This is a genomic window from Kitasatospora sp. NPDC036755 (assembly GCF_040636595.1).
In the GTDB taxonomy this organism is placed as follows: domain Bacteria; phylum Actinomycetota; class Actinomycetes; order Streptomycetales; family Streptomycetaceae; genus Kitasatospora.
Window position 1 is genome coordinate 1 of the sequence record NZ_JBEZUT010000145.1, and the last position, 21,080, is coordinate 21,080.

The following is a 21,080-nucleotide window of genomic DNA, read 5'->3' on the forward strand; positions in this document are numbered from 1 at the left end:
CCGCCAGCTGCTCGGCGAACGGCACCACCTGCTCGGGCAGCGCCGGCGCCGCCGCGGGACCGCGCCCGGCCAGCAGCGCCGCCAGCTCCCCGGCCGCCCGGTCGATCCGGCGCGGCAGGCCGTCGGTGAGCCCGTCCCCCGCCGCGCCCCAGTCGTCGGTGGCCGCGTAGACGGCCGTCGGCAGCACCACCGCGCGCAGGTAGCTGAACAGCGGGCGCACGGCGTGCTCCAGGGCGAGCGAGTGCCGGGGCGTGCCGCCGGTGGCGGCGATCAGCACCGGCTTGCCGGTGAGCGCGTCGTTGTCGATCACGTCGAAGAAGGACTTGAACAGGCCGCTGTACGAGGCCGTGAAGATCGGCGTCACCGCGATCAGGGCGTCCGCCTCCGTCACCGCCTCGATCGCCGCGCGCAGCCCGGCGCCGGGGAAGCCGGTGACGAAGTTGTTGGCCACCTCCACCGCCAGGTCCCGCAGCTCGACCACGGTGACGTCCACCTCCCGCCCCTCCCGGGCGAGCCGGCTCACGGTGGCGTCGGTCAGCCGGTCGGCCAGCAGGCGCGTCGAGGACGGCTTGCTCAGTCCGGCGCTCACCACCACCAGCTTGTACGCGTTCACCGGGCCACCTCCGTCGTCTCGTTCTCCTGCGCGTCGCGGGTCCGCGCGTCGCGGGCCGCGACCAGCGCGGCGTGGGTCGGCCCGTCCGGCACCCCGGCCGGGCGGCCCTTGGCGAACTCCTCGCGCAGCACCGGCACGACCTCCTCGCCGAGCAGGTCCAGCTGCTCCAGCACCGTCTTCAGCGGCAGGCCGGCGTGGTCCATCAGGAACAGCTGGCGCTGGTAGTCGCCGAAGGTCTCGCGGAAGGTCAGGGTCTTCTCGATGACCTCCTGGGGGCTGCCCACGGTGAGCGGGGTCTGGTCCGTGAACTCCTCCAGCGAGGGCCCGTGCCCGTAGACGGGCGCGTTGTCGAAGTACGGGCGGAACTCGCGCACCGCGTCCTGGGAGTTCTTCCGCATGAACACCTGGCCGCCGAGGCCGACGATCGCCTGCTCGGGCGCGCCGTGGCCGTAGTGGGCGTAGCGCTCGCGGTAGAGCTCGATCAGCTTCTGGAAGTGCTCCTTGGGCCAGAAGATGTTGTTCGCGAAGAAGCCGTCGCCGTAGTAGGCGGCCTGTTCGGCGATCTCGGGGCTGCGGATCGAGCCGTGCCAGACGAACGGCGGGACGTCGTCCAGCGGGCGCGGGGTGGCGGTGAAGCCCTGGAGCGGGGTGCGGAAGCGGCCCTGCCAGTCCACCACGTCCTCGCGCCACAGCTGGTGCAGCAGCGCGTAGTTCTCGATCGCGAGCGGGATGCCCTGGCGGATGTCCTTGCCGAACCACGGGTAGACCGGGCCGGTGTTGCCGCGGCCCATCATGACGTCCACCCGGCCCTCGGCCAGGTGCTGGAGCATCGCGTAGTCCTCGGCGATCTTCACCGGGTCGTTGGTGGTGATCAGCGTGGTCGAGGTGGAGAGGATGATGCGGTCCGTCCGGGCGGCGATGTAGCCGAGCATGGTGGTCGGGGAGGAGGGGACGAACGGCGGGTTGTGGTGCTCACCCATGGCGAAGACGTCCAGGCCGACCTCCTCGGCCTTGCGGGCGATGGCGACCATCGCCTTGATCCGCTCGTGCTCGGTCGGGGTGCGGCCGGTGGTGGGGTCGGTCGTCACGTCGCCGACGGAGAAGATTCCGAACTGCATGCTGCTCACCACATCCCAGGTAGTCCAACTTTCAACCACCTTAGCACCCGGGCGCCCCCGGCTATTCCCGGCGGCCCGGGCACGGGACACGGACCCGCCCCGGGCGGGGCGCCGAAGCGCTCCGCCCGGGGCGGTCACCTGTCCTTGTGCCGTTCCCGGCTCAGAATTCGCTCGTGACGCTCACCCCGCTGAAGCCGTCCTTGGCGTAGAGGCTGAAGAAGACGTAGCCACCGGACGGCGGGTCGGTGACGGTCAGCGTCTCGGAGTTGTCCGGGCCGGTCGAGTGCGTGGTGCTGCTCTCGGTGTACGCCCAGCCGGTGGGGTTGTAGTAGAGGTCGCCGTTGCCGGTGCCGCCGCTGGTGGTGACCTTCACCTGCTTGGTGCCGGCCGGCACCAGCAGGTAGAAGTGCGCGTAGTTGCCCGTGGTCGCCGCGACGTTGCTGCGGGTGCAGTTGGCGCCCAGCAGGCGGGTGTCGGTGCCGGTGCACTCCGGCAGCGGGGTGCCCGGCGTGGTGGGCGGGGTGCCGCTGCCGTCGGTGGCGCAGCCGCCGCTCGCGCACTTGGTCAGCCAGCTGTCGAAGTCCGCGTCGTAGCGGGTGCCGATGGTGGTCTTCAGGATGGCGCGGGCGCCGTCCCAGTCACCCGTGCGGTACTTGGCGAGGACGGCGTCCATGTCGGAGCGGTGCTGCTCCAGCATGTAGCGCACGGCCAGGTAGCCCCAGCGGTAGACCCGGTCCTGGTCGCCGTAGGCGGTGTCGAACAGGTCGCTCAGCTTGTAGGTGTGCCGGCCGGCCGCGGCGATGGCGGCGTCGTTGTTCACCTTGCGGTAGGACCAGGAGACGTACTCGGCGAAGCCCTCGACCCACCAGACGGTCGGGGTCTTCATGCCGGCCTCGAAGTCGCCGTACATGTCGAACCGGCCGTCGAGGTAGTGGGTGTACTCGTGGTTGAGGTTCCAGATCTCGAAGGACGGGCGGGCCCACTCGGCCTCGTAGCAGAGGAAGCGCGGCTGGTTGTCGGCCTTGGTCGGGTCGCCCTCCAGGTACATCCCGCCGTTGTTGGTGTCGATGCCGTAGATCGCGGCGGCGAGCACCTGGTAGTCGAGCGAGGAGTGGAAGGCCACGACCTCGATCGTCTTGTTGTTGTCGTCCTTGACCGGGCCGCTGTCCTTGGCCACCGAGTGGAAGTACGCGTCCTGGCCGTTGAGGCTGGTGCAGGCGGTGTCCAGCTGGGTGGCGTCCAGCGCCTGGGCGAGCAGCGTGATGCTCGGGCTGCAGGTGTGCTTCACCGTCAGCACGCCGGCCTTGAGCTGGTCGGACTTGTCGCAGGTGCCGTAGAAGGAGCAGTTGCCCTGGTCGTAGTAGTCGACCGCCTCGGCGACCGCGGCCCACTGGTAGACGGTACGGCCCTTCGGCTCCGACTTCTCGACCAGCGCCTTGGCCAGCGGACGGACCTTGGCCTGGAGCGCGGTGTCCTTCAGGAAGCGGGTGAGCTCCTTGGTGGCGTTGTAGACCAGCACGCCGTAGGTGTCACCGAGCAGGGCGTTGTTGCGGGTCGCGAAGTCGGAGAGCGCGTCCAGCACGCTCGGGTCCGCCTCGACCGCCGCGTCGAAGCCGGGCACCTGGTGGCCGCGGAACAGCACGGTGAACACCGGGTTGACCGCCCACGCCATGCCGGCGGGGTTCCAGGTCTCGGCCTTGTAGTCGCCCAGCAGCCGCTTGACCACCGGGAGGTAGCGGACGTTCTCCTGCGCGCTGTCGATCAGGGTGACGGCCTCGCCCAGGATGGGGCCGTTGCCCGCGGCGACGTCGCGCGAGTGGGCGCTGTTGAAGAAGGCGTCCAGACCGGACTGGATCGCGGTCTTGAGGCCGGCGCCGTACTCGCCGACGTCCTCCTTGTGGTACCACTGCACGAAGTACCCGGCGCGCAGGTAGAGCACCAGCTGCTCGACCGACGTGCTGTTGTCACCGGGGTAGTTGGCCGAGGCGTCGCGCAGCGCGTAGGCCACCGTGTTCATCTGCTCCTCGCGGAACGCGCCGCGCGCGTCGCCGCCGGTGAGCTGGAACAGGCTGTTGATGCACTGGATGTCGGCGTCCTTGATGTGCTGGACCAGGTCGCCGCCGGTCCGGCCGGAGAAGTCGCCGACGGTACAGGGCTTTTCGGCGGCCGCGCCGAGGCCGAAGGCCTTGGCGCTCGGCCGGACCTCGGCCGGCCGGGTGTCGACCGGGAGCGGGGCGCGCTGGTCGACCGAGGCCAACTGCTGCCCGCTGTCGGCTCGTTCGGGCGCGTCGAGGGCCGCTTGGGGGGCCGGCCCGGTGGGGACGGGCGCGGGCGCACCGCCGGGAGTGGGGGTGGTGGGGGCGGCCTGGGACTGCGGGGCGAACAGGCCGACCGCCAGGAACAGGGACAGGAAGAGCGTCAACAATCGTGCCAGCTGCGGGAGTCGCAGCAAACGCGAGGGACTCACGTGGGGGCCTCCGGGCCGTCGTCGACCGCGGCTTGGGGCGCGGCCGATGGGGGTGGTCGAGGACCGCTGGCGACGGCACCGCGTGGGGGCGGTGCCGTCGGGCACGGTGGGGGATGTGACATGTACCATGGCACATCTCACATGGCCTTGGGAACCCGGGGCGTTGTGCGCGGTTTGCGGGGAATTCAGGCAGGGCCGGTGATGGTCCTTCACCAACGGACCCGCCCCGGGCGGGGCACCGAAGCGCTCCGCCCGGGGCGGTCACCTGTCCTCCTGCCGTTCCCGGCTCAGAATTCGCTCGTGACGCTCACCCCGCTGAAGCCGTCCTTGGCGTAGAGGCTGAAGAAGACGTAGCCACCGGACGGCGGGTCGGTGACGGTCAGCGTCTCGGAGTTGTCCGGGCCCGCCGAACGCGCGGTGTAGGCGTTGGTGTAGGCCCAGCTGCCCGGGTTGTAGTAGAGGTCGCCGTTGCCGGTGCCGCCCTTGCTGGTGACCTTCAGCTGCTTGGTGCCCTGCGGCACCCAGACGTAGAAGTGGGCGTAGTTCCCGGTAGTCGCCGCGACGTTGCCGCGCACGCAGTTGGCGTCCAGCTTCCGCAGGTCGCCGCCCGCGCACTCCGGCAGCTGCGGCCCGCCCGGGGTGTTCGTGGCGCAGGCGCCGGCCGCGCACGCGGTCAGCCAGGCGTCGAAGTCCGCGTCGTAGCGGGTGCCGATGGTGGTCTTCAGGATGGCGCGGGCGCCGTCCCAGTCACCCGTGCGGTACTTGGCGAGGACGGCGTCCAGGTCCGAGCGGTGCTGCTCCAGCATGTAGCGCACGGCCAGGTAGCCCCAGCGGTAGACCCGGTCCTGGTCGCTCTTGGCGTAGACGGTGTCGAACAGCTCGCTCAGCTTGTAGGTGTGCCGCGGGGCCACCGCGATGGCACCGTCGTTGACGAGGTTGCGGTAGGAGTAGGAGACGAACTCCGCGAAGCCCTCGACCCACCAGTCGATCGGCTGCACCTGGCCGGCATCGTAGTCGCCGTACACGTTGAACCGGCCGTCGAGGTAGTGGGTGTACTCGTGGTTGAGGTTCCAGATCTCGAAGGACGGACGGGCCCACTCGGCCTCGTAGCAGAGGAAGCGCGGCTGGTTGCCGGCCTTGTCCGGCTCGCCCTCCAGGTACATCCCGCCGTTGTTGGTGTTGATGTCGTAGATGACCGCGGCGAGCACCTGGTAGTCGAGCGAGGAGTGGAAGTTCACCACCTCGATCGTGCCGTTGTTGTCGTCCTTGACCGGCCCGCTGTCCTTGGCCACGGCGTGGAAGTACGCGTCCTGGCCGTTCAGGCTCGCGCAGGCGGTGGCCAGCTGGGCGCTGTCCAGCGCCTGGGCCAGGATGGTGATGCTCGGGCTGCAGGTGTGCTTCACCGTCAGGTTGGCGGCCTTGAACCTCGCCGGGTCGTCACAGGTGCCGTAGTAGGAACAGCCCGCCTTGTCCCACCAGTTCACCGCCAGCGCCACCGAGCCGCGCTGGTACATGGTGGGGCCGCTCGGGGAGGACTGCTGGGCCAGGGTCCGCGCGTAGGGGCGCAGCCTGGGCAGCAGCTCCGGGTACTGCATGAAGCGGGTCAGCTCGTTGGTGGCCTCGTAGACCGTCCGCGCGTAGGGGCCGCCGTGCAGGCCCTGGTTGCGGGAGATGAAGGTGTAGAGCGCGTCCAGCACGGTCGGGTCGGCCTTGACGGCCGGGAGGAAGTCGGCCTCCCAGTGCCCGGCGAACAGCTGGGTGAGCACCGGGGTCATGGCGTGGACCATGCCCGTCGGGTTCCAGGTGGCGCTGTCGTAGTCGGTCAGCAGGCGCTTGGCGACGGGCAGGTAGCGGGCGCTGTCCTTGATGCTGTCGATCAGCGTGGTCGCCCGGGCGAGCGGTCCGGCGTTGTCCGACGTGATGTCCCGCGTACGGGAGTTGGCGAAGAAGGCGTCCAGCGCGGCGCGCGCGGCGTTCTTCAGGTTGCCGCTGTACGGGCCCACCACGTCGGCGTTGTAGAACTGCACGAAGTAGCCGGCCTGCAGGTAGAGCATCAGCTGCGAGATCGACGCGCTGTTGTCGCCCTGGTAGCTGCGCGCGGCGTCGCGCACCGCGTTGGCCACGGTGGTCATCTGCGACTCGCGGAAGGCGTTGGCGGCGTCGCCGCGGCCGATCTTGAAGAGCGAGTTGACGCACTCCAGGTCGACGGACTTGATCTGCTGGACCAGCGCGCCGCCGGTCCGGCTGGTGAAGTCGCCGACGGTACAGGACTTTTCGGCCGCCGCGCCGAGGCCGAAGGCCTTGGCCTGCGGCTGCTCGGCCGCGGACAGGCCGGTGAGCGGGGCCGTCGGCGACTGGGGGACGAGGTCCTCCGGGCTGAGCCGCTTGCGGCCGTCCGGCTTCGCCGGAGCGGTGTCGGTGCGACTCTCGCCGATCGCGGGCGGCGGCGCCAGGTGGGCGGGCGCCGTGCCGGCGGGCGTGCCGGTGGGGGTCGCCCCGCCGGGGGTGGGAGCGGCGGGGGTGGCGGCCTGGGTCTGCGGGGCGAACAGGCCGACCGCCAGGAACAGGGACAGGACGAGCGTCAACAGTCTTGCCAACCGCGGGACTCGCAGTAAGCGCTGGCCATTCACGTGGGGGCCTCCGGGCCGTCGACGGCCGCGATTTGGGGCGCGGCCTGCGGGGGAGCGAGGACCGTCCGCGACGACACCGTGGGGCGGTTTCGTCACGGAAGTGGGGATGTGACATGTACCATTGCACACATCACACAACATTGTGAAGACCTTTACCCGAGGCCTACCCAGCCGAAATGCCGGAAGGGCACGGCGACACATCGTCGCCGTGCCCTTTCCGGGTGCGTCCGGGGCTACTTGCGGAGCAGCAGGATCACACCCGCCGTCACCAGGCCGACCACGACGGCGGCCGCGCCGTACGCCAGGCGGTGCGCCCGCAGCACCGGCAGGAAGCGGTCCACGGCGTAGCGGCCGGGGCCGGTCAGGGCGAGCGCGGCGGCGGCCGCGGTCAGCAGCAGCTCGTACTCGCTGCCCTTCGGGGCGAAGAAGCCGCCGCCCCAGGTGACGGCCAGCGCGTTGACCATCGTGCCGACGATCGCGGCACCGGCCAGCGGGGTCAACAGGCCGACGGCGAGGGCGAGTCCGCCCAGCGTCTCGGTGAGACCGGCCACCACGGCCATGGCGGTGCCGGCCGGGTAGCCGCTCATGGTGAAGAACTGACCGGTGCCGTCGATCCCGCCGCCGCCGAACCAGCCGAACAGCTTCTGGCTGCCGTGCGCGGCCATGGTCAGGCCGAGGGCCAGGCGCAGGAGCAGGAGTCCGACGTCGTAGGCGTGCGGGGAAGTCGTCGCGGGCCCGGCGGTGTCCCGGGCCGGGCTGACGGGGGTGGTGGCGGCGGTCGTGCTCGGGCTGCTGCTCGGCATGCGCGTCTCCATCGATCGGGGTGCGGTCGTCGTCCGGCACGGCCGGACACGGTCATGGGGTGTGGTGGTGCGGCGGGCCGGGTCGTCACCCGGCGCCATTGTTCAAATTTGAACCGCCGCTCGTCGACCGTACCCCGAAGTTCGAATTTGAACAACTGACGGTTCGTCGGCGACTCGCGGGGGCCGCCCGGGCCGGAGAGGGTGGAGGCATGGCCCGACAAAGGAACCCCCGACGGGAAGCGCGCACCGACACCCCGTACACCGAGGCGCTGGCCGCCTTCGGCGAACGCGTCCGGCTCGTCACCCCCCGCCAGTGGGACTCCCCCACCCCGTGCAGCGACTGGTCCGTCCGCGACCTGGTCAACCACCTCACCGGCGAGCAGCTCTGGGTGCCCGAACTGCTGATGGGCGCCACCATCGGAGAGGTCGGCGAACGCTTCGACGGCGACGTGCTCGGCGACGACCCGGTCACCGCCTGGACCGACGCCGCCGAGGCCGCCCGGGAGGCCTGGGCCGTCCCCGGCTCCACCGAGCTGACCGTCCACCTCTCCTTCGCGGACACCTCGGGGCAGTACTACCTGGACCAGCTCACCACCGACCTGGTGATCCACTCCTGGGACCTCGCCGAGGGCATCGGACGGCTCACCCGGCTCCCGGACGAACTCGTCGAATTCGCGCTCGGCGAGTTCGCCGGGTACGGGGACCTCTCCGGCAGCGGACTCTTCGACCCGCCGCTGCCGGTGCCCGCGGACGCCGCCCCGCAGACCCGGCTGCTCGCCCTCACCGGGCGGCGCGACGGAGGGTGACCGGGCGTACCGCCCCGTGGGCGGCCGGCCGCACCTCCGGACGGGCACCCCGGCGCCGGATACTGGAAGACGGCGGGGGGAGTCTTCCGTGCGAGAGGCGGGCGGGCCATGAGCCGCAGGCCTGACATCCTCGGCGAGTTCACCGCCGACCACCGGGCGGTCACCGAGCTGCTCGACCGGATCGAGGCCGCACCGGCCGACGACCCCGGGCGCGGCGCACTGCTGACCCGGCTGACCGACCTGCTGTTCACCCACTGCGCCGACGAGGAGGAACACCTCTTCCCCGCGGTACAGCACGACGTGCCCGACGGCGGGGCCCTGGTCTTCCGCAGCATCCACGACCACCTGGCGATCGGCCAGTACCTCGCCGACCTCCAGGGGCTCGAACCGGCCGACCCGGCCTTCGACACGCTGCTGCGCGGCCTCGCCGAAACCCTGCGGCGGCACCTGCGAGGCGAGGAGAAGCAGCTCTTCCCGGCCGCCCGCAAGGCCCTGCCCGCGGCCGCCCGCACCGCGCTCGGCGACCGGCTGCGGGCGGAACGGGCCGAGCTGGACACCCCCTGAGACGCCGAGACGCCGGGACGCCGGGGCCGATCCTTCCGCGCCGGGCCGGGCCTTGGGACCGCCGCCCCGGTCAGCCCTTGGGGCTGATCACCGCGAACCGGGCGCCCTCGCGGTCCCGCAGCCGGGCCACCCGCCCGTACGGGGAGTCGAAGGCCGGCCCGAGCACCCCGCCGCCCAGCTCCACGGCCCGGGCCACCGCCCGGTCGGTGTCGGGCACGGAGAAGGACACCTCCCAGTGCGGCGGCGTCCCGGCCGGACCGGAGGCCTGCTCCCTGGCCAGCGCGGCGACGCTGTGGCCCTCGGCGCGCAGCACCACCCGGTCGTGCTCCCAGCGGACGTCGAAGCGCTCCGGATCGCGGCCGTCCCAGCGGAACACCTCGCCGTAGAACAGCGCCGCCGCGAACGGGTCCGGCGTGCGCAGCTCGATCCAGACCGGCGCCCCGGGCACGTCCAGCTTCCGGGCCCGGCCCGGCGGACCCTCCCAGATGCCGAACGCCGCGCCCGCCGGGTCCGCCGCGAAGGCCACCCGGCCGGCGTCGAAGGCCAGCGGGCCGACCGCCAGGGTCGCGCCGCGCTCACGCACCGCGTCGGCGGCGGCATCGGCGCTCTCCGTCCCGAAGTAGGCGGTCCAGGCGAGCGGGATCGCGCCGACCCCGGCGACGCCCAGCCCGGCCACCGCCTCTCCCCCGGCCACCGCGTGCGCGTACGGGCCGAAGCGGTCCGGTCCGGGTTCGAACTCCCAGCCGAGCAGCGGCCCGTAGAACTCCTCGGCGTCCTCCGGACTCCGGGCCATCAGGCTCACCCAGCACGGTACGGCCGCCACACAGCGCACCCTGGCGACCGTCTCACCGCTGCCCATCGCGAACCTCCTCCACCCGCCCGGCCGCCGGGCCCCTCCCGACTCCGACGGCCCACCGGCCGCCCGGGACGCCCACAGCCTAGGCGGAGACCCGTACCTCCCCGGGGAAGCCATGCCCGGGATCAGCGCACCCAGTTCTTCAGGGGCTCCGTCTCCAGGACGATGCCCACGGGCTCGGGCAGGCGGACGGTCTTCCCGAAGGCGAGCGGCTACGGGCCGTCCGGTCCCGACCGTAGCCGAGCAGGGCCCGACCACCCACAGGTGACGCAGGTCACAGTGGCGGGGGAAATTCCGGGGACGGATTCCCCGTTTGCGAGTACGTTGGAAGAAGCGGGGAGAATTTCCCCGGTATCCTGATGAGGAGCAGTCGTCGTGACCACCACCGCCGAGTCGGTCCGCCCCGCGGGGAGCGCGCGTACGCCGAAGTTGCGTGCGGACGCGAGCCGGAACCGGGAGCGGATCGTGCTGGCGGCCCGGGACGCGTTCGTCGAGCACGGTGCGGACGCGCCGCTGGACGAGATCGCGAAGCGGGCGGGGGTCGGCAACGCCACGCTGTACCGGAACTTCCCGGACCGGGTGGCACTGATCCACGAGGTGGCGGTGCTCGTCAAGAACCGCGTCCTCGCCCTCGCCGAGACGGCGACGGCGGAGGCGGACGCTCCTGACGGCGACGGCCCGTTCAACGCTCTCCAGCGGTTCGTGCACGCGTCCGTCGGGGAGAAGGTCGGCGGGCTCTGCACCCTGTTCAGCACCCACGTCGACCCGTACGACCCGGAGTTGACCGAGATCCGGGAGCGCCTGCAGGCCGCCGTCGGCGGCCTGATGGAGCGCGCCCGGGCAGCGGGCGAGCTGCGGCCGGACGTCGAGAACGGTGACCTGTTCATCGCGATGAGCCAGCTGACCCGCCCGCTGCCGAACACCGCCTGCCGGCTGCACGACGAGTTCGTCCACCGGCACCTGCAGATCTTCCTGGACGGCCTTCACGCGCCGGCCCGATCGGCCCTGCCCGGCCGGGCCGCGACCTTCGAGGACTTCCAGCCCCAGAACTGACCGACCACCAGTACCGACCGGCCGGCCGCGCCCCGTCGCGCTCCGGCACGCCGTTCCACCGACCTCTCCCGCACCTCTCCCGCACACCACCGCTGAACGTTCGCCGTACGGCAACATGCCGTTCCCGTACGGAACTTGACCGTTCACGCCAACCGTTCACGCACACCACACGCACCGTGAAGTGAGTACCCCCATGCCTCAAACCGACGCCCGACCGGCGACGCTGCCCGATCCCCGGCGCTGGAAGGCGCTGATATTCATCGGCCTCGCCCAGCTGATGGTCGTCCTCGACGCGACCATCGTGAACATCGCCCTGCCGTCCGCGCAGCGTGACCTGGGCATCTCCGACGGCAACCGCCAGTGGGTGATCACCGCCTACGCGCTGGCCTTCGGCGGCCTGCTGCTGTTCGGCGGCCGGATCGCGGACCTCTGGGGCCGCAAGCGGACCTTCATCGTCGGTCTGACCGGCTTCGCCCTCGCCTCCGCGCTCGGCGGCGCCGCGGCCAACACCGCGATGCTGCTCGGCGCCCGCGCGCTCCAGGGCGTGTTCGGCGCACTGCTCGCGCCCGCCGCGCTCTCGCTGCTCGCGGTGACCTTCACCGAGGCCAGGGAGCGCGCCAAGGCCTTCGGCATCTACGGGGCGATCGCCGGTGGCGGCGGCGCCATCGGCCTGATCCTCGGCGGCCTGCTCACCGAGTACATGAACTGGCGCTGGACCTTCTTCGTCAACATCCCGTTCGCCATCGTGGCCGCCGTGGGCGCCGTGCTGGTGATCCGCGAGCCCGCCGAGGGCCGCAACCGCAACAAGCTGGACGTGCCCGGCGTGCTGCTGGTGACCACCGGCCTGGTCGCGCTGGTCTACGGCTTCACCCGTGCCGAGTCCGACGGCTGGTCCTCCGGCAGCACCATCGGGCTGTTCGTCGCGGCCGCCGTGCTGCTGACCGCCTTCGTGCTGGTGGAGCGCCGGGTCAAGGCCCCGCTGCTGCCGCTGCGCGTGGTGCTCGACCGCAACCGCGGCGGGGTGTACCTGTCGCTGGGCATGGCCGTGATCGGCATGTTCGGTCTGTTCCTCTTCCTGACCTACTACCTGCAGATCGTGCTCGGCTACAGCCCGGTGCTGACCGGCGTGGCCTTCCTGCCGATGGTGGCCGGCATGATCACCGGCTCGACCCAGATCGGCGCCCGGCTGATGACCAAGGTCCCGGCCCGCTACCTGATGGCGCCCGGCTTCCTGGTGGCCTCGATCGGCATGTTCCTGCTGACCCACATCAGCCTGGACACCTCCTACCCGGCGCTGATCCTGCCGGGCCTGGTCCTGATGGGCCTCGGCATGGGCACCGCGTTCATGCCGGCCATGAGCCTCGCCACGCACGGCGTCCAGCCGCGCGACGCGGGCGTCGCCTCGGCGATGGTCAACACCTCGCAGCAGGTCGGCGGCGCCATCGGCACCGCGCTGCTGAACACCATCGCGGCCAGCGCGACCACGGGCTGGCTGGCCTCGCACGCCACCGCCGCGGTCGCCTCGCCGGAAGCCGCCAAGGCGCTGCAGTTCCAGGGCATGGTGCACGGCTTCTCGACCGCGATCTGGGTGTCCTTCGGGATCCTGGTGGCGGCCGGCGCGGTCGCCTTCACCTTCGTCAACGCCGGCCGGCCGGACGCCGCGGCGGGCTCGGGCACGGGCGCGGCGAAGGAGAACGACGTGCCGGTGCTGGTGCACTGACGCGCAGGGGTTGCTCGGGTGCGTACGCGGCCCGTCCGGTGTCCTTCCGACACCGGGCGGGCCGTTCGCCGTTTCCGCGGGGCGGACCGGGGGCGGCGGCGGCACCGGAGGAGCCCCGGAGTGCCGGGCCGGGGCCGCCCCACGACCGGAACCCGTGCCACCGGACGCACTCGCGAGTTCCTCACATCCCGGCCCCAAGGCGACCTTGTTCGGCGGTCGGCCTGTCGCCTAAGGTGAGCGAAGCACTTCGTTCCGTGTGCACCCTTCCCCGCGCTCGACCCGAAACCCCTCGGGACTGCGCTTTTTACGTGTCTGACATGCTCACGACACGAATTTTTTCCCGCGACACCGCTCGACAGCCGCCTCCTCGCTCCCGAACCAGCGAAGGGTTCCGCCATGTCGCCATCGCTCCCGCACGACCGGTCCCGTCGACCGGAGTTCCGCCGTCCCGGCGCCGAAAGCGCGCCCCGCGCGCCGAGACGCTCCCGGCACGACGCACACCCGGCCTGACACGACCGGAGCCGCGCACGAACCGCACCCCACGATCCGATCACCCCAGAAGACTTCTCCGGACGTGAAGAATGACCGACCGCCTGGACTTCAGCCTCACGCAGCTGCGCTACTTCGTGGAATCGGCCGAACTCGGCAACATCTCGGAAGCGGCCGAGAAGCTCAGAGCCTCGCAATCGACCGTCTCCTCGGCCATCATGCGGCTGGAACGCCAACTCGGCGTGCAACTCCTGCTCCGCCACCACGCCCGCGGTGTCACCCTCACCCCCAACGGACGGCACCTGCTGCTCGGCGCCCGCGCGCTGCTGGGCCAGGCCAGGAGCCTCCAGGAACAGGGGGACGCGCTGGCCGGCCGCGTCGAGGGCCGGCTCGGACTCGGGTTCCTCGCCCCGGTCGCACCGCTGCTGCTCCCCCGGACCCACCGGATCGCCGCGGAACGGCACGCCGGCCTGCGGCTGGCCACCCGCGAGGAGCCGGCCGACCGGCTGCTGGCACTGCTCCGGGAGGGGCAGTGCGAACTGGCCGTCACCTACGACTTCCTGAGCGGTGACGCCCGCTTCGTCCCGCTGGCCGAGCTGCCCATGCGGGCACTGCTCGCGGACGACGACCCCTGCGGCCGCGGCGGCCCCGTCCGCCTGGCCGAGCTCGCGGAGCGACCGTTCGTCGCCCTCGACGACCCTCCGCTGCTGCTCCACTTCGAGAAGTTCTTCGCCGACGCCGGTGTTCCGCTGCCGCCGGTGATCACCGCGGCCGGACCGGAGACCGTCCGCGGCCTGGTGGCCGCCGGGTGCGGCTTCGCCCTGGTCCACCAGCGCGCCCACCGGGCCACGGCGCCGGACGGCGGCCGGATCCGCCCGGTGGAACTCGCCGAGGACGCGCCGACCGCGTCGCTCGGCGTGGCCGCCGCGCCCGGCCTCACCCTCGACCGGCGCGGCCGGGCGGTCCTGAACGTGCTCAGGACGGTGGTCCCGGCCAGCTGTCTGTGACGCCGCGGCACACCCCTTCCGCCCCACCCCCTCATCCACGCGACACACGCCGGAGGAATGCCGTGTTCGCCATGCTCTTCGCCGGTCAGGGAAGCCAGCACAAGGGAATGGGGGCCGAGGTCCTCGAACGCTATCCGGGACTGGTCGGGTACGCCTCCGACCTGCTGGGATACGACCTGGCCGCCCTGTGCACCCGGGACCCCGACCGTCTGCTCTCCCGCACCGAGTACACCCAGCCGGCGATCTTCGTCGTCAACGCCCTGCACGCCTTCGAACACGTCCACCGGGAGGACCGCCCGGCGGACGTGTACCTCGGGCACAGCCTCGGCGAGTACAACGCCCTGCTGGCCGCCGGGGTCTTCGACTTCGAGACCGGGCTCCGGCTGGTCGCCGAGCGCGGCGCGCTGATGGCCGCGGCCTCCGACGGCGGCATGGCCGCCGTCCTGGACACCCCCGAGGAGCGCCTGCTGGGGATCCTCTCCGACCACGGCGTCGACGGGGTCGACATCGCCGGCCTGAACACCCCGTCACAACTCGTCATCGCGGCCACTCCCCCGGTGCTGGCCGCCGCGGTCGACTGCCTGGAGAAGCAGGGGATCCGGGTGGCGCGGCTGAAGGTGAGCGCGCCCTTCCACTCCCGCTACATGGAGCCGGCCCGGGTGCGGTTCGCGGAGTTCCTCACCGGATTCACCTTCGCCGCGCCCGTGACGCCCGTGGTCTCCAACGTCACCGCCCGGCCGCACCGCCCGGAGGACACCGCCCGGCTGCTGGCCGAACAGCTCGTCGCCCCGGTGCGCTGGACCGACTGCGTACGAAGTCTCCTCGAAGCCGACGCCGCCGTCGAGTTCACCGAGATCGGGGGCACCGCCCTCACCCGCATGGTCGACAAAATCACGTCTGGAGCCTGAACGATGGAAACGACGACCGGCACGATCCGGACGTACCTGGAAGAACGCTTCCTCTTCGAATTCGACGACGAGATCACCCCGGACACCGACCTGTTCAAGGCCGGCGTGATCGACTCCTTCGGCTACGTCCGGATGATGAAATTCCTGGAATCCGAGTTCTCCGTGGTCCTCGACAGCGACGAGATCCTCATGGACGTCCTCGTTTCGCTCAACGCGATCGACGCGTTCATCCAGAAGAAGCTCGCCGAGAACTGAGCCGAGAGCCGAGGGGACTGTCATGTGCGGAATCGCCGGGTTCCTCGCGAACCCACCATGGTCCGGAGCGACCACCGAGGTCATCACCTCCATGCTCTCCGCCATCCGCCACCGCGGGCCGGACCAGGCCGGCTACTACCTGGACGACGGGCTCGCGATGGGAGCCGTACGGCTGGCGATCGTCGATCCCGCCGACGGCGCGCAGCCGATGTCGGACCCGACCGAGCGCCACTGGATCTGCTTCAACGGCGAGATCTACAACCACGTCGAACTGCGCGCGGAACTGGAGGCCCTGGGCCGCCCGTTCCGCACCGACCACTCCGACACCGAAGTCGCCCTGCAGGCCTGGATCCAGTGGGGACCGGACTGCTTCGCCCGCTTCAACGGCCCGTTCGCGCTCGCGATCAGGGACACCGTGACCGGCCGGTTCGTCCTGGCCCGCGACCGCTACGGCAAGCGCCCGCTGTACTACGCCGAGCACGACGGCGCCCTCCTGTTCGCCTCCGAGGCCAAGGCCTTCGGTGCCTTCCCCGGCTTCCGCTTCGAGCTCTCCCCCAAGGACCTGGCCGCGATCTACGCGGTGTGGACGCCACTGCCCGACCGCACGCCGTTCGTCGGCGTCCGCCAGCTGCCGACGGGCTCGTTCCTGGAGATCGACGGCGACCGGCGCTCACTGCGCGCCTACGAGGAACTCTCCTTCGACGTCCCGGGCTTCGACGGCACCGAGCGCGAGGCGGTCGAGTTCGTCCGGGAGAGCCTGCGCGCCGCGGTGGAGCTGCGGCTGCGCTCCGACGTGGAGGTCGGCGTCTACCTGAGCGGCGGTCTCGACTCCTCCGTGGTGACCGCCCTCGCCACCCGGCTGTCCGGGCACCGGGTCCGCACCTTCTCGGTGGCCTTCCGGGACAAGCACTTCGACGAGTCCGACAGCCAGCTCCTGGTCGCCGATCACCTGGGCACCCTGCACTCCGCCCTCCCGGTCACCCGCGCGGACATCGCCGACAACCTCCCCGCGGCGGTGTACCACGCCGAGGTGCCCGCCTTCCGGACGTCCTTCGTCCCGATGTTCCTGCTCTCCCGCCACGTCCGCGACGCCGGCGTCAAGACCGTGCTCAGCGGCGAGGGCTCCGACGAGGCCTTCCTCGGCTACTCGCTGTTCCGCGAGACCATGCTGCGCGAACGCTGGCACGAGCTCACGGACGACGCGCGGCGGGCCGGCCTCGCCACCCTGCACCCGGAGCTGGAGCACTTCGGCCCGGCCCACCAGAGCCATCTGCTCGGCCTGTACCAGCAGTTCGCCACCGAGCGGCTCCCCGGCCTGTTCTCCCACGAACTGCGCTACCAGAACGGCCGGTTCGCGGCTCGGCTGATCGCCTCCCGGGACGACCCGTTCGCCGACCTGCTCGACCTGGTCGCCCGGACCCCTGGCTACCAGGCCATGTCCGCGGTGCAGAAGGCCCAGTGGCTGGAGTACAAGACCCTGCTGCCCGGGTTCCTGCTCTCGACCCAGGGCGAACGCGTCGCGCTGGCGCACAGCGTGGAGAACCGCTGCCCGTTCCTCGACCCGGCGGTGGTCCGAGCCGCCTCCTCCGTCAACCTCCGCTTCGACGACGGGTGGAACGAGAAAGCCGTGCTGAAGAAGGCGTTCCGCGCCGAGCTCCCGGCCTGGACCACCGGCCGCCCCAAGCAGCCCTACCGCGCTCCGGGCAGCGAGGCGTTCACCGAGCGCCGCCCGGACTATCTGGAACTCCTCCTGTCCGACGCCGAGTTGGGCAAGCTCGACTTCCTGGACCAGCGGTTCGCCCGGCGTCTGACGGACCGGATCATGGAGTCGCCCGCCGAGGAGGTGAGCACCAAGGAGGACCAGGCCTTCGTCTACCTGCTCACCACCGCCGTGCTCCACCGGCAGTTCGTGCTCGACGGCGCGGGCCGGGCCGGCACGACCCGAACCGAGGCGCTCGACCTGAAGGTGACCGTGGACCGGCGTCACGCCGTCCGGACCGGCAAGGAGGCCCGGTGACCACCGACGACACGGCCATCATCGGGCTCGCCCTGCGCTTCCCCGGGGCCGACACCCTCGCCACGCTCTTCGACCACCTCGCCGCCGGACGCTCCCTGATCACCGAGGTCCCGGCCGAACGGTGGTCCAAGGAACGCTACTTCGGCGACCCGCGCAGCGGCGGCGAACGGACCAACAGCGTCTGGGCCGGATTCATCGAGGACGCGGACCGCTTCGACGCCGCCTTCTTCGCCATCTCCCCGCGCGAGGCCGAGACGATGGATCCGCAACAGCGGTTCGCCCTCGAACTCGCCTGGAAGGCGATCGAGGACGCGGGATACCGGGCGGGCGAACTCGCCGGCAGTCGCACCGGCGTCTTCATGGGCGTCTGCCACGCCGACTACGCCGAACTGATCGAGCGCGACGACGTACCGACCGACGCCTACTTCCCGACCGGCACGGCCTACTCGATCATCGCCAACCGGCTCTCGTACCACTTCGACCTCCACGGCCCGAGCATCGCCAACGACACCGCCTGCTCCAGCTCCCTGGTGTCCGTCTACGAGGCCGTCACGGCGCTGAACAACGGGGACTGCGACCTGGCCCTGGCCGGCGGCGTGAACCTGTGCTGGTCCCCGAAGCACTTCGTGGCCTTCAGCAAGGCCGGCATGCTCTCGCCCACCGGCCGGGCGAACGCCTTCGACCAGGGTGCCGACGGGTTCGTCCGCGGCGAGGGCGGGGCGGTCCTGCTGCTCAAACCGCTCGCCCGGGCGCTCGAGGACGGCGACCCTATCCACGGGGTGATCAAGGGCGTCGGCACCAACCACGGCGGCCGGACCAACTCGCTGACCGTGACCAGCCCGGCCGCCCAGGCCGCGCTGATCGAGGAGGTCCACACCCGGGCCGGCGTCGCCCCCGGAACCGTCGGCTACATCGAGGCGCACGGGCCGGGCACCCCGGTCGGGGACCCGATCGAGGTCGTCGGCCTCAAGCGCGCCTTCCGGAACCTGCACCGGGCCGCCGGCACCGAGCCCACCCCGGGCACCACCGGCATCGGCTCGGTCAAGACCAACATCGGGCACCTGGAATCCGCCGCCGGGGTGGCGGGCGTGGTGAAGGTCGTCGCCGCCATGGCGGCCGGGGTGCTGCCCGCGACCGTCAACTTCGAGACCCTGAACCCGCTGATCAACCTGGACGGCACCCCCTTCTACGTGGTGGCCGGGACCCGCCCCTGGCCGGCCGGGACGGACGCGCCCCGCCGGGCGGGCGTCAGCTCCTTCGGATTCGGCGGGACCAACGCCCACGTCCTGCTGGAGGAACCGGCCCCGCGCGCCGCGTCGCCCGACACGCCGGGCCCCTACGTCGTGCCGCTGTCGGCACGCGACCCCGAGCGGCTGCGCGTGCTCGCCGGGCTGCTGCGGGAGCACCTGCTCGCGCCGGAGTCCGCGCTGCGGCCGCACCAGTCGCCGGCCGACATCGCCCACACCCTGCGGGTGGGCCGCGAACCGCTGGCGGCCCGGGCCGCGCTCGTCGTCTCCGACCGGGAACAGCTCGTCGCCGCGCTGGAACCGCTGGCGTCCGGCGAGCTCCCGACGGGCGGCAGCGCCAACCCCGCCGGCGCCGGACCCGAGCTCATGACGGCGGTCGCCGACTGGCTGGACGGCGGGGACGCCCGGTGGCCGCAGCTGCCCGGCGCCCACCGGGTGCGGCTGCCCACCTACCCGTTCGCCCGCGACCGGCACTGGTACCGCGTGCCGGAGCCCTCCGCCCCCGCCGGTACCGGCGCCGGGCAGCTGCACCCCCTCGTCCACCGCAACACCTCCGACCTGGGGCAACAGCGCTACACCTCGACCTTCACCGGCGCCGAGCCCTTCCTCGACGACCACCGCGTCGGCGGCCGGCGGGTGCTGCCCGCCGCCGCCTACGTCGAGATGGCCAGGGCCGCCGTGGAACTCGCGGCCACCGGCACGGGGAACGTACGGCTGCACGACCTGGCCTGGCTGCGGCCGATCACCGTCGAGCGGGAGCCCGTCGAGGTCCGGGTCGAACTGACGCCCGGGGAACGGGGGATCGCCGTCGCGTTCCGCCAGGACGGCTCGGAGCACGGCACCGGCCACGCCGAGCTCGTCCCGCCCGCACCGCCGGCCCCGCTCGACCTGGACGCGCTGCGCGTCGCCTGCCCCGACCGGGCCGACCCCGACTCCGTCGACCGGCGGCTGCGCGCCCAGGGCCTGGAGTACGGCCCCGCCATGCGCGCGCTGCGGGAACTGCGCACCGGCACCGACCAGGCACTCGCCCGCATCCGGCCGACCGAACCCGGGGACGGCGGACACCGGCTGCCGCCGAGCCTGCTGGACGCGGCCTTCCAGGTCTCCGTCGCGCTGATGGCGGACACCGCCGGGCCGACCCTCCCGCTCGCCCTGGACGAGGCCGTGGTCCACCGGCCGTGCCCGGCCGAGAGCTGGGCGTGGGTCAGGCGCACCGGCGGCTCGGGCGCCGCGGCCACCTTCGACATCGACCTGTGCGACGGCGAGGGCGCCGTCCACGCCACGATCCGGGGCCTCACCCAGCGCGCCACCGGCACGGGCCCGCACGTCGTCACCGCCACCACCCGGTGGACGGACCGGCCGGCCGCCCCGGGCGGACCGGCCCGCACCCCGCACACCCCGGAACTGCCCGGCGTCACCCCGGCGGCCCCGGCCGACGGCATCGAAGCCGTGACGGACACGGTGTTCGCCGCCGTCCGGGAGCTGCTGCTCACCCGCCCCACCACCGAGCACCGGTTCGTGGTGCTGGTCGACGGGCGGGTCCCGGCGCACTTCCACCGGCCGCTCGCGGGCCTGTTCCGTACCGTGGCCCTGGAGAACCCGCTGGTCTCCGGCCGCGTGGTGCGCGTCGACGGCCTGGAGGGCGCGGACCGGGCCACGGTCGAGCGGATCGTCGACGAGGAGTGCTCCGACGGGGGCTCCGACAGCGAGGTCCGCCGCCGCGCCGACGGGGTCCGGCAGGTGCTGGAGCCCGTCGCGGCGCCGCTCGGGGACGGCCCCGCCGTCCCGCAGCTGCGGACCGGCGGCGTGTACTGGGTCACCGGCGGCCTGGGCGGCCTCGGCCCGCACCTGGCCCGCTACCTCGGCCGGGCCGGGGCCACGGTGGTGCTCAGCGGCCGCGCCGCCACCGGCTCGCTCGCCGACCTGCGCGCCGACGGCGTCGACGCGCACTACCTGCCGGTGGACGTCGCCGACGCCGACGCGGTCCGCGCCGCCGTCGAGACGATCCTGCGCGACCACGGCTCGCTGCACGGCGTCGTCCACGCGGCCGGCGTCCTGCGCGACCAGTACCTGGTCCGCAAGGACCTCGCCGACGTCCGCGCGGTGGGCGCGCCGAAGATCCGCGGCACGCTCAACCTCGACGCCGCCACCCGCCAGCTCGACCTGGACCACTTCGTGCTCTTCTCGTCGGTCGCCGGGGTGTACGGCAACCCCGGCCAGTCCGACTACGCCGCCGCCAACGCGTTCCTGGACGCGTTCGCCGGGCACCGGCAGTCGCTGGTCGACGCCGGCGAGCGCAACGGCCGTACGGTCGCCGTCAGCTGGCCGCTGTGGGCCGACGGCGGCATGACCATGGACGAAGCCGGCCGGGAGGCGATGCGCCGCGAGCGCGGCTGGGAACCGCTGCCCACCGAGGCGGGGCTGCGCGCGCTCGGCCGGGCGCTGGGCGCCGACGCCCCGGCGCACCTCGTGGTCGGCTACGGCGCGGGCGTGGCCGACCCCGACGCTCGGACCACCACGCTGTTGG

Annotated in this window: 15 protein-coding genes; 9 read left to right on the top strand and 6 right to left on the bottom strand. The window is 72.3% G+C overall.

Translation table 11 applies throughout. The annotated features are described in order from the left end of the window. From AB0E96_RS21915 to AB0E96_RS21935, 5 genes are all read right to left on the bottom strand, one after another. On the bottom strand, positions 1-613 hold a 613-nt coding region (locus tag AB0E96_RS21915), incomplete at its 3' end, for an FMN reductase (RefSeq protein ID WP_359826166.1). Continuing rightward, the gene (locus tag AB0E96_RS21920; protein ID WP_359826169.1) at positions 610-1,731 is read right to left on the bottom strand and encodes an LLM class flavin-dependent oxidoreductase; all 1,122 of its coding nucleotides are present in this window, start codon (positions 1,729-1,731) and stop codon (positions 610-612) included. The genes AB0E96_RS21915 and AB0E96_RS21920, both read right to left, overlap by 4 nt. A gap of 160 nt (positions 1,732-1,891) precedes the next feature. Beyond that, positions 1,892-4,198: a collagenase gene (locus AB0E96_RS21925; protein WP_359826171.1), complete on the bottom strand. Its 2,307-nt coding sequence runs from the start codon at positions 4,196-4,198 to the stop codon at positions 1,892-1,894. Between the two features lie 287 nt (positions 4,199-4,485). Then, entirely contained in the window at positions 4,486-6,795 is a 2,310-nt protein-coding gene (locus AB0E96_RS21930; RefSeq protein ID WP_359826173.1) for a M9 family metallopeptidase, read from the bottom strand. 266 nt (positions 6,796-7,061) lie between these two features. Then, positions 7,062-7,631: a DoxX family protein gene (locus AB0E96_RS21935; protein ID WP_359826176.1), complete on the bottom strand. Its 570-nt coding sequence runs from the start codon at positions 7,629-7,631 to the stop codon at positions 7,062-7,064. Between the two features lie 209 nt (positions 7,632-7,840). Here AB0E96_RS21935 and AB0E96_RS21940 point away from each other — a divergent pair, with 209 nt between their 5' ends. Together AB0E96_RS21940 and AB0E96_RS21945 are read left to right on the top strand one after the other, a co-directional pair. Then, positions 7,841-8,437 carry a TIGR03086 family metal-binding protein gene (locus tag AB0E96_RS21940; protein ID WP_359826178.1) on the top strand — a complete coding sequence of 199 codons (597 nt, stop codon included), beginning with the start codon at positions 7,841-7,843 and terminating at the stop codon, positions 8,435-8,437. A gap of 108 nt (positions 8,438-8,545) precedes the next feature. Beyond that, a complete protein-coding gene (locus AB0E96_RS21945; protein ID WP_359826181.1) occupies positions 8,546-9,001 on the top strand; it encodes a hemerythrin domain-containing protein in 456 nt (151 codons plus the stop codon). Between the two features lie 70 nt (positions 9,002-9,071). Here the strand turns inward: AB0E96_RS21945 and AB0E96_RS21950 are convergent, their stop codons facing one another. Next, positions 9,072-9,860 (bottom strand): VOC family protein, encoded by a 789-nt coding sequence (locus AB0E96_RS21950; RefSeq protein WP_359826184.1) that lies wholly within the window; start codon positions 9,858-9,860, stop codon positions 9,072-9,074. Between the two features lie 372 nt (positions 9,861-10,232). Here AB0E96_RS21950 and AB0E96_RS21955 point away from each other — a divergent pair, with 372 nt between their 5' ends. From AB0E96_RS21955 to AB0E96_RS21985, 7 genes are all read left to right on the top strand, one after another. Then, a complete protein-coding gene (locus tag AB0E96_RS21955; protein WP_359826186.1) occupies positions 10,233-10,910 on the top strand; it encodes a TetR/AcrR family transcriptional regulator in 678 nt (225 codons plus the stop codon). A 193-nt stretch (positions 10,911-11,103) separates the two neighbouring features. Beyond that, the gene (locus tag AB0E96_RS21960; protein ID WP_359826189.1) at positions 11,104-12,630 is read left to right on the top strand and encodes an MFS transporter; all 1,527 of its coding nucleotides are present in this window, start codon (positions 11,104-11,106) and stop codon (positions 12,628-12,630) included. 581 nt (positions 12,631-13,211) lie between these two features. Then, positions 13,212-14,126 carry a LysR family transcriptional regulator gene (locus AB0E96_RS21965; protein ID WP_359826192.1) on the top strand — a complete coding sequence of 305 codons (915 nt, stop codon included), beginning with the start codon at positions 13,212-13,214 and terminating at the stop codon, positions 14,124-14,126. A gap of 71 nt (positions 14,127-14,197) precedes the next feature. After that, the gene (locus tag AB0E96_RS21970) at positions 14,198-15,034 is read left to right on the top strand and encodes an acyltransferase domain-containing protein (RefSeq protein WP_359826201.1); all 837 of its coding nucleotides are present in this window, start codon (positions 14,198-14,200) and stop codon (positions 15,032-15,034) included. 3 nt (positions 15,035-15,037) lie between these two features. Further along, positions 15,038-15,289: an acyl carrier protein gene (locus AB0E96_RS21975; protein ID WP_359826194.1), complete on the top strand. Its 252-nt coding sequence runs from the start codon at positions 15,038-15,040 to the stop codon at positions 15,287-15,289. 22 nt (positions 15,290-15,311) lie between these two features. Continuing rightward, a complete protein-coding gene (gene asnB / locus AB0E96_RS21980; protein ID WP_359826196.1) occupies positions 15,312-17,306 on the top strand; it encodes an asparagine synthase (glutamine-hydrolyzing) in 1,995 nt (664 codons plus the stop codon). After that, positions 17,303-21,080 (top strand): type I polyketide synthase (locus AB0E96_RS21985; protein ID WP_359826198.1); only part of this gene is annotated, 3,778 nt, incomplete at its 3' end. The genes asnB and AB0E96_RS21985, both read left to right, overlap by 4 nt.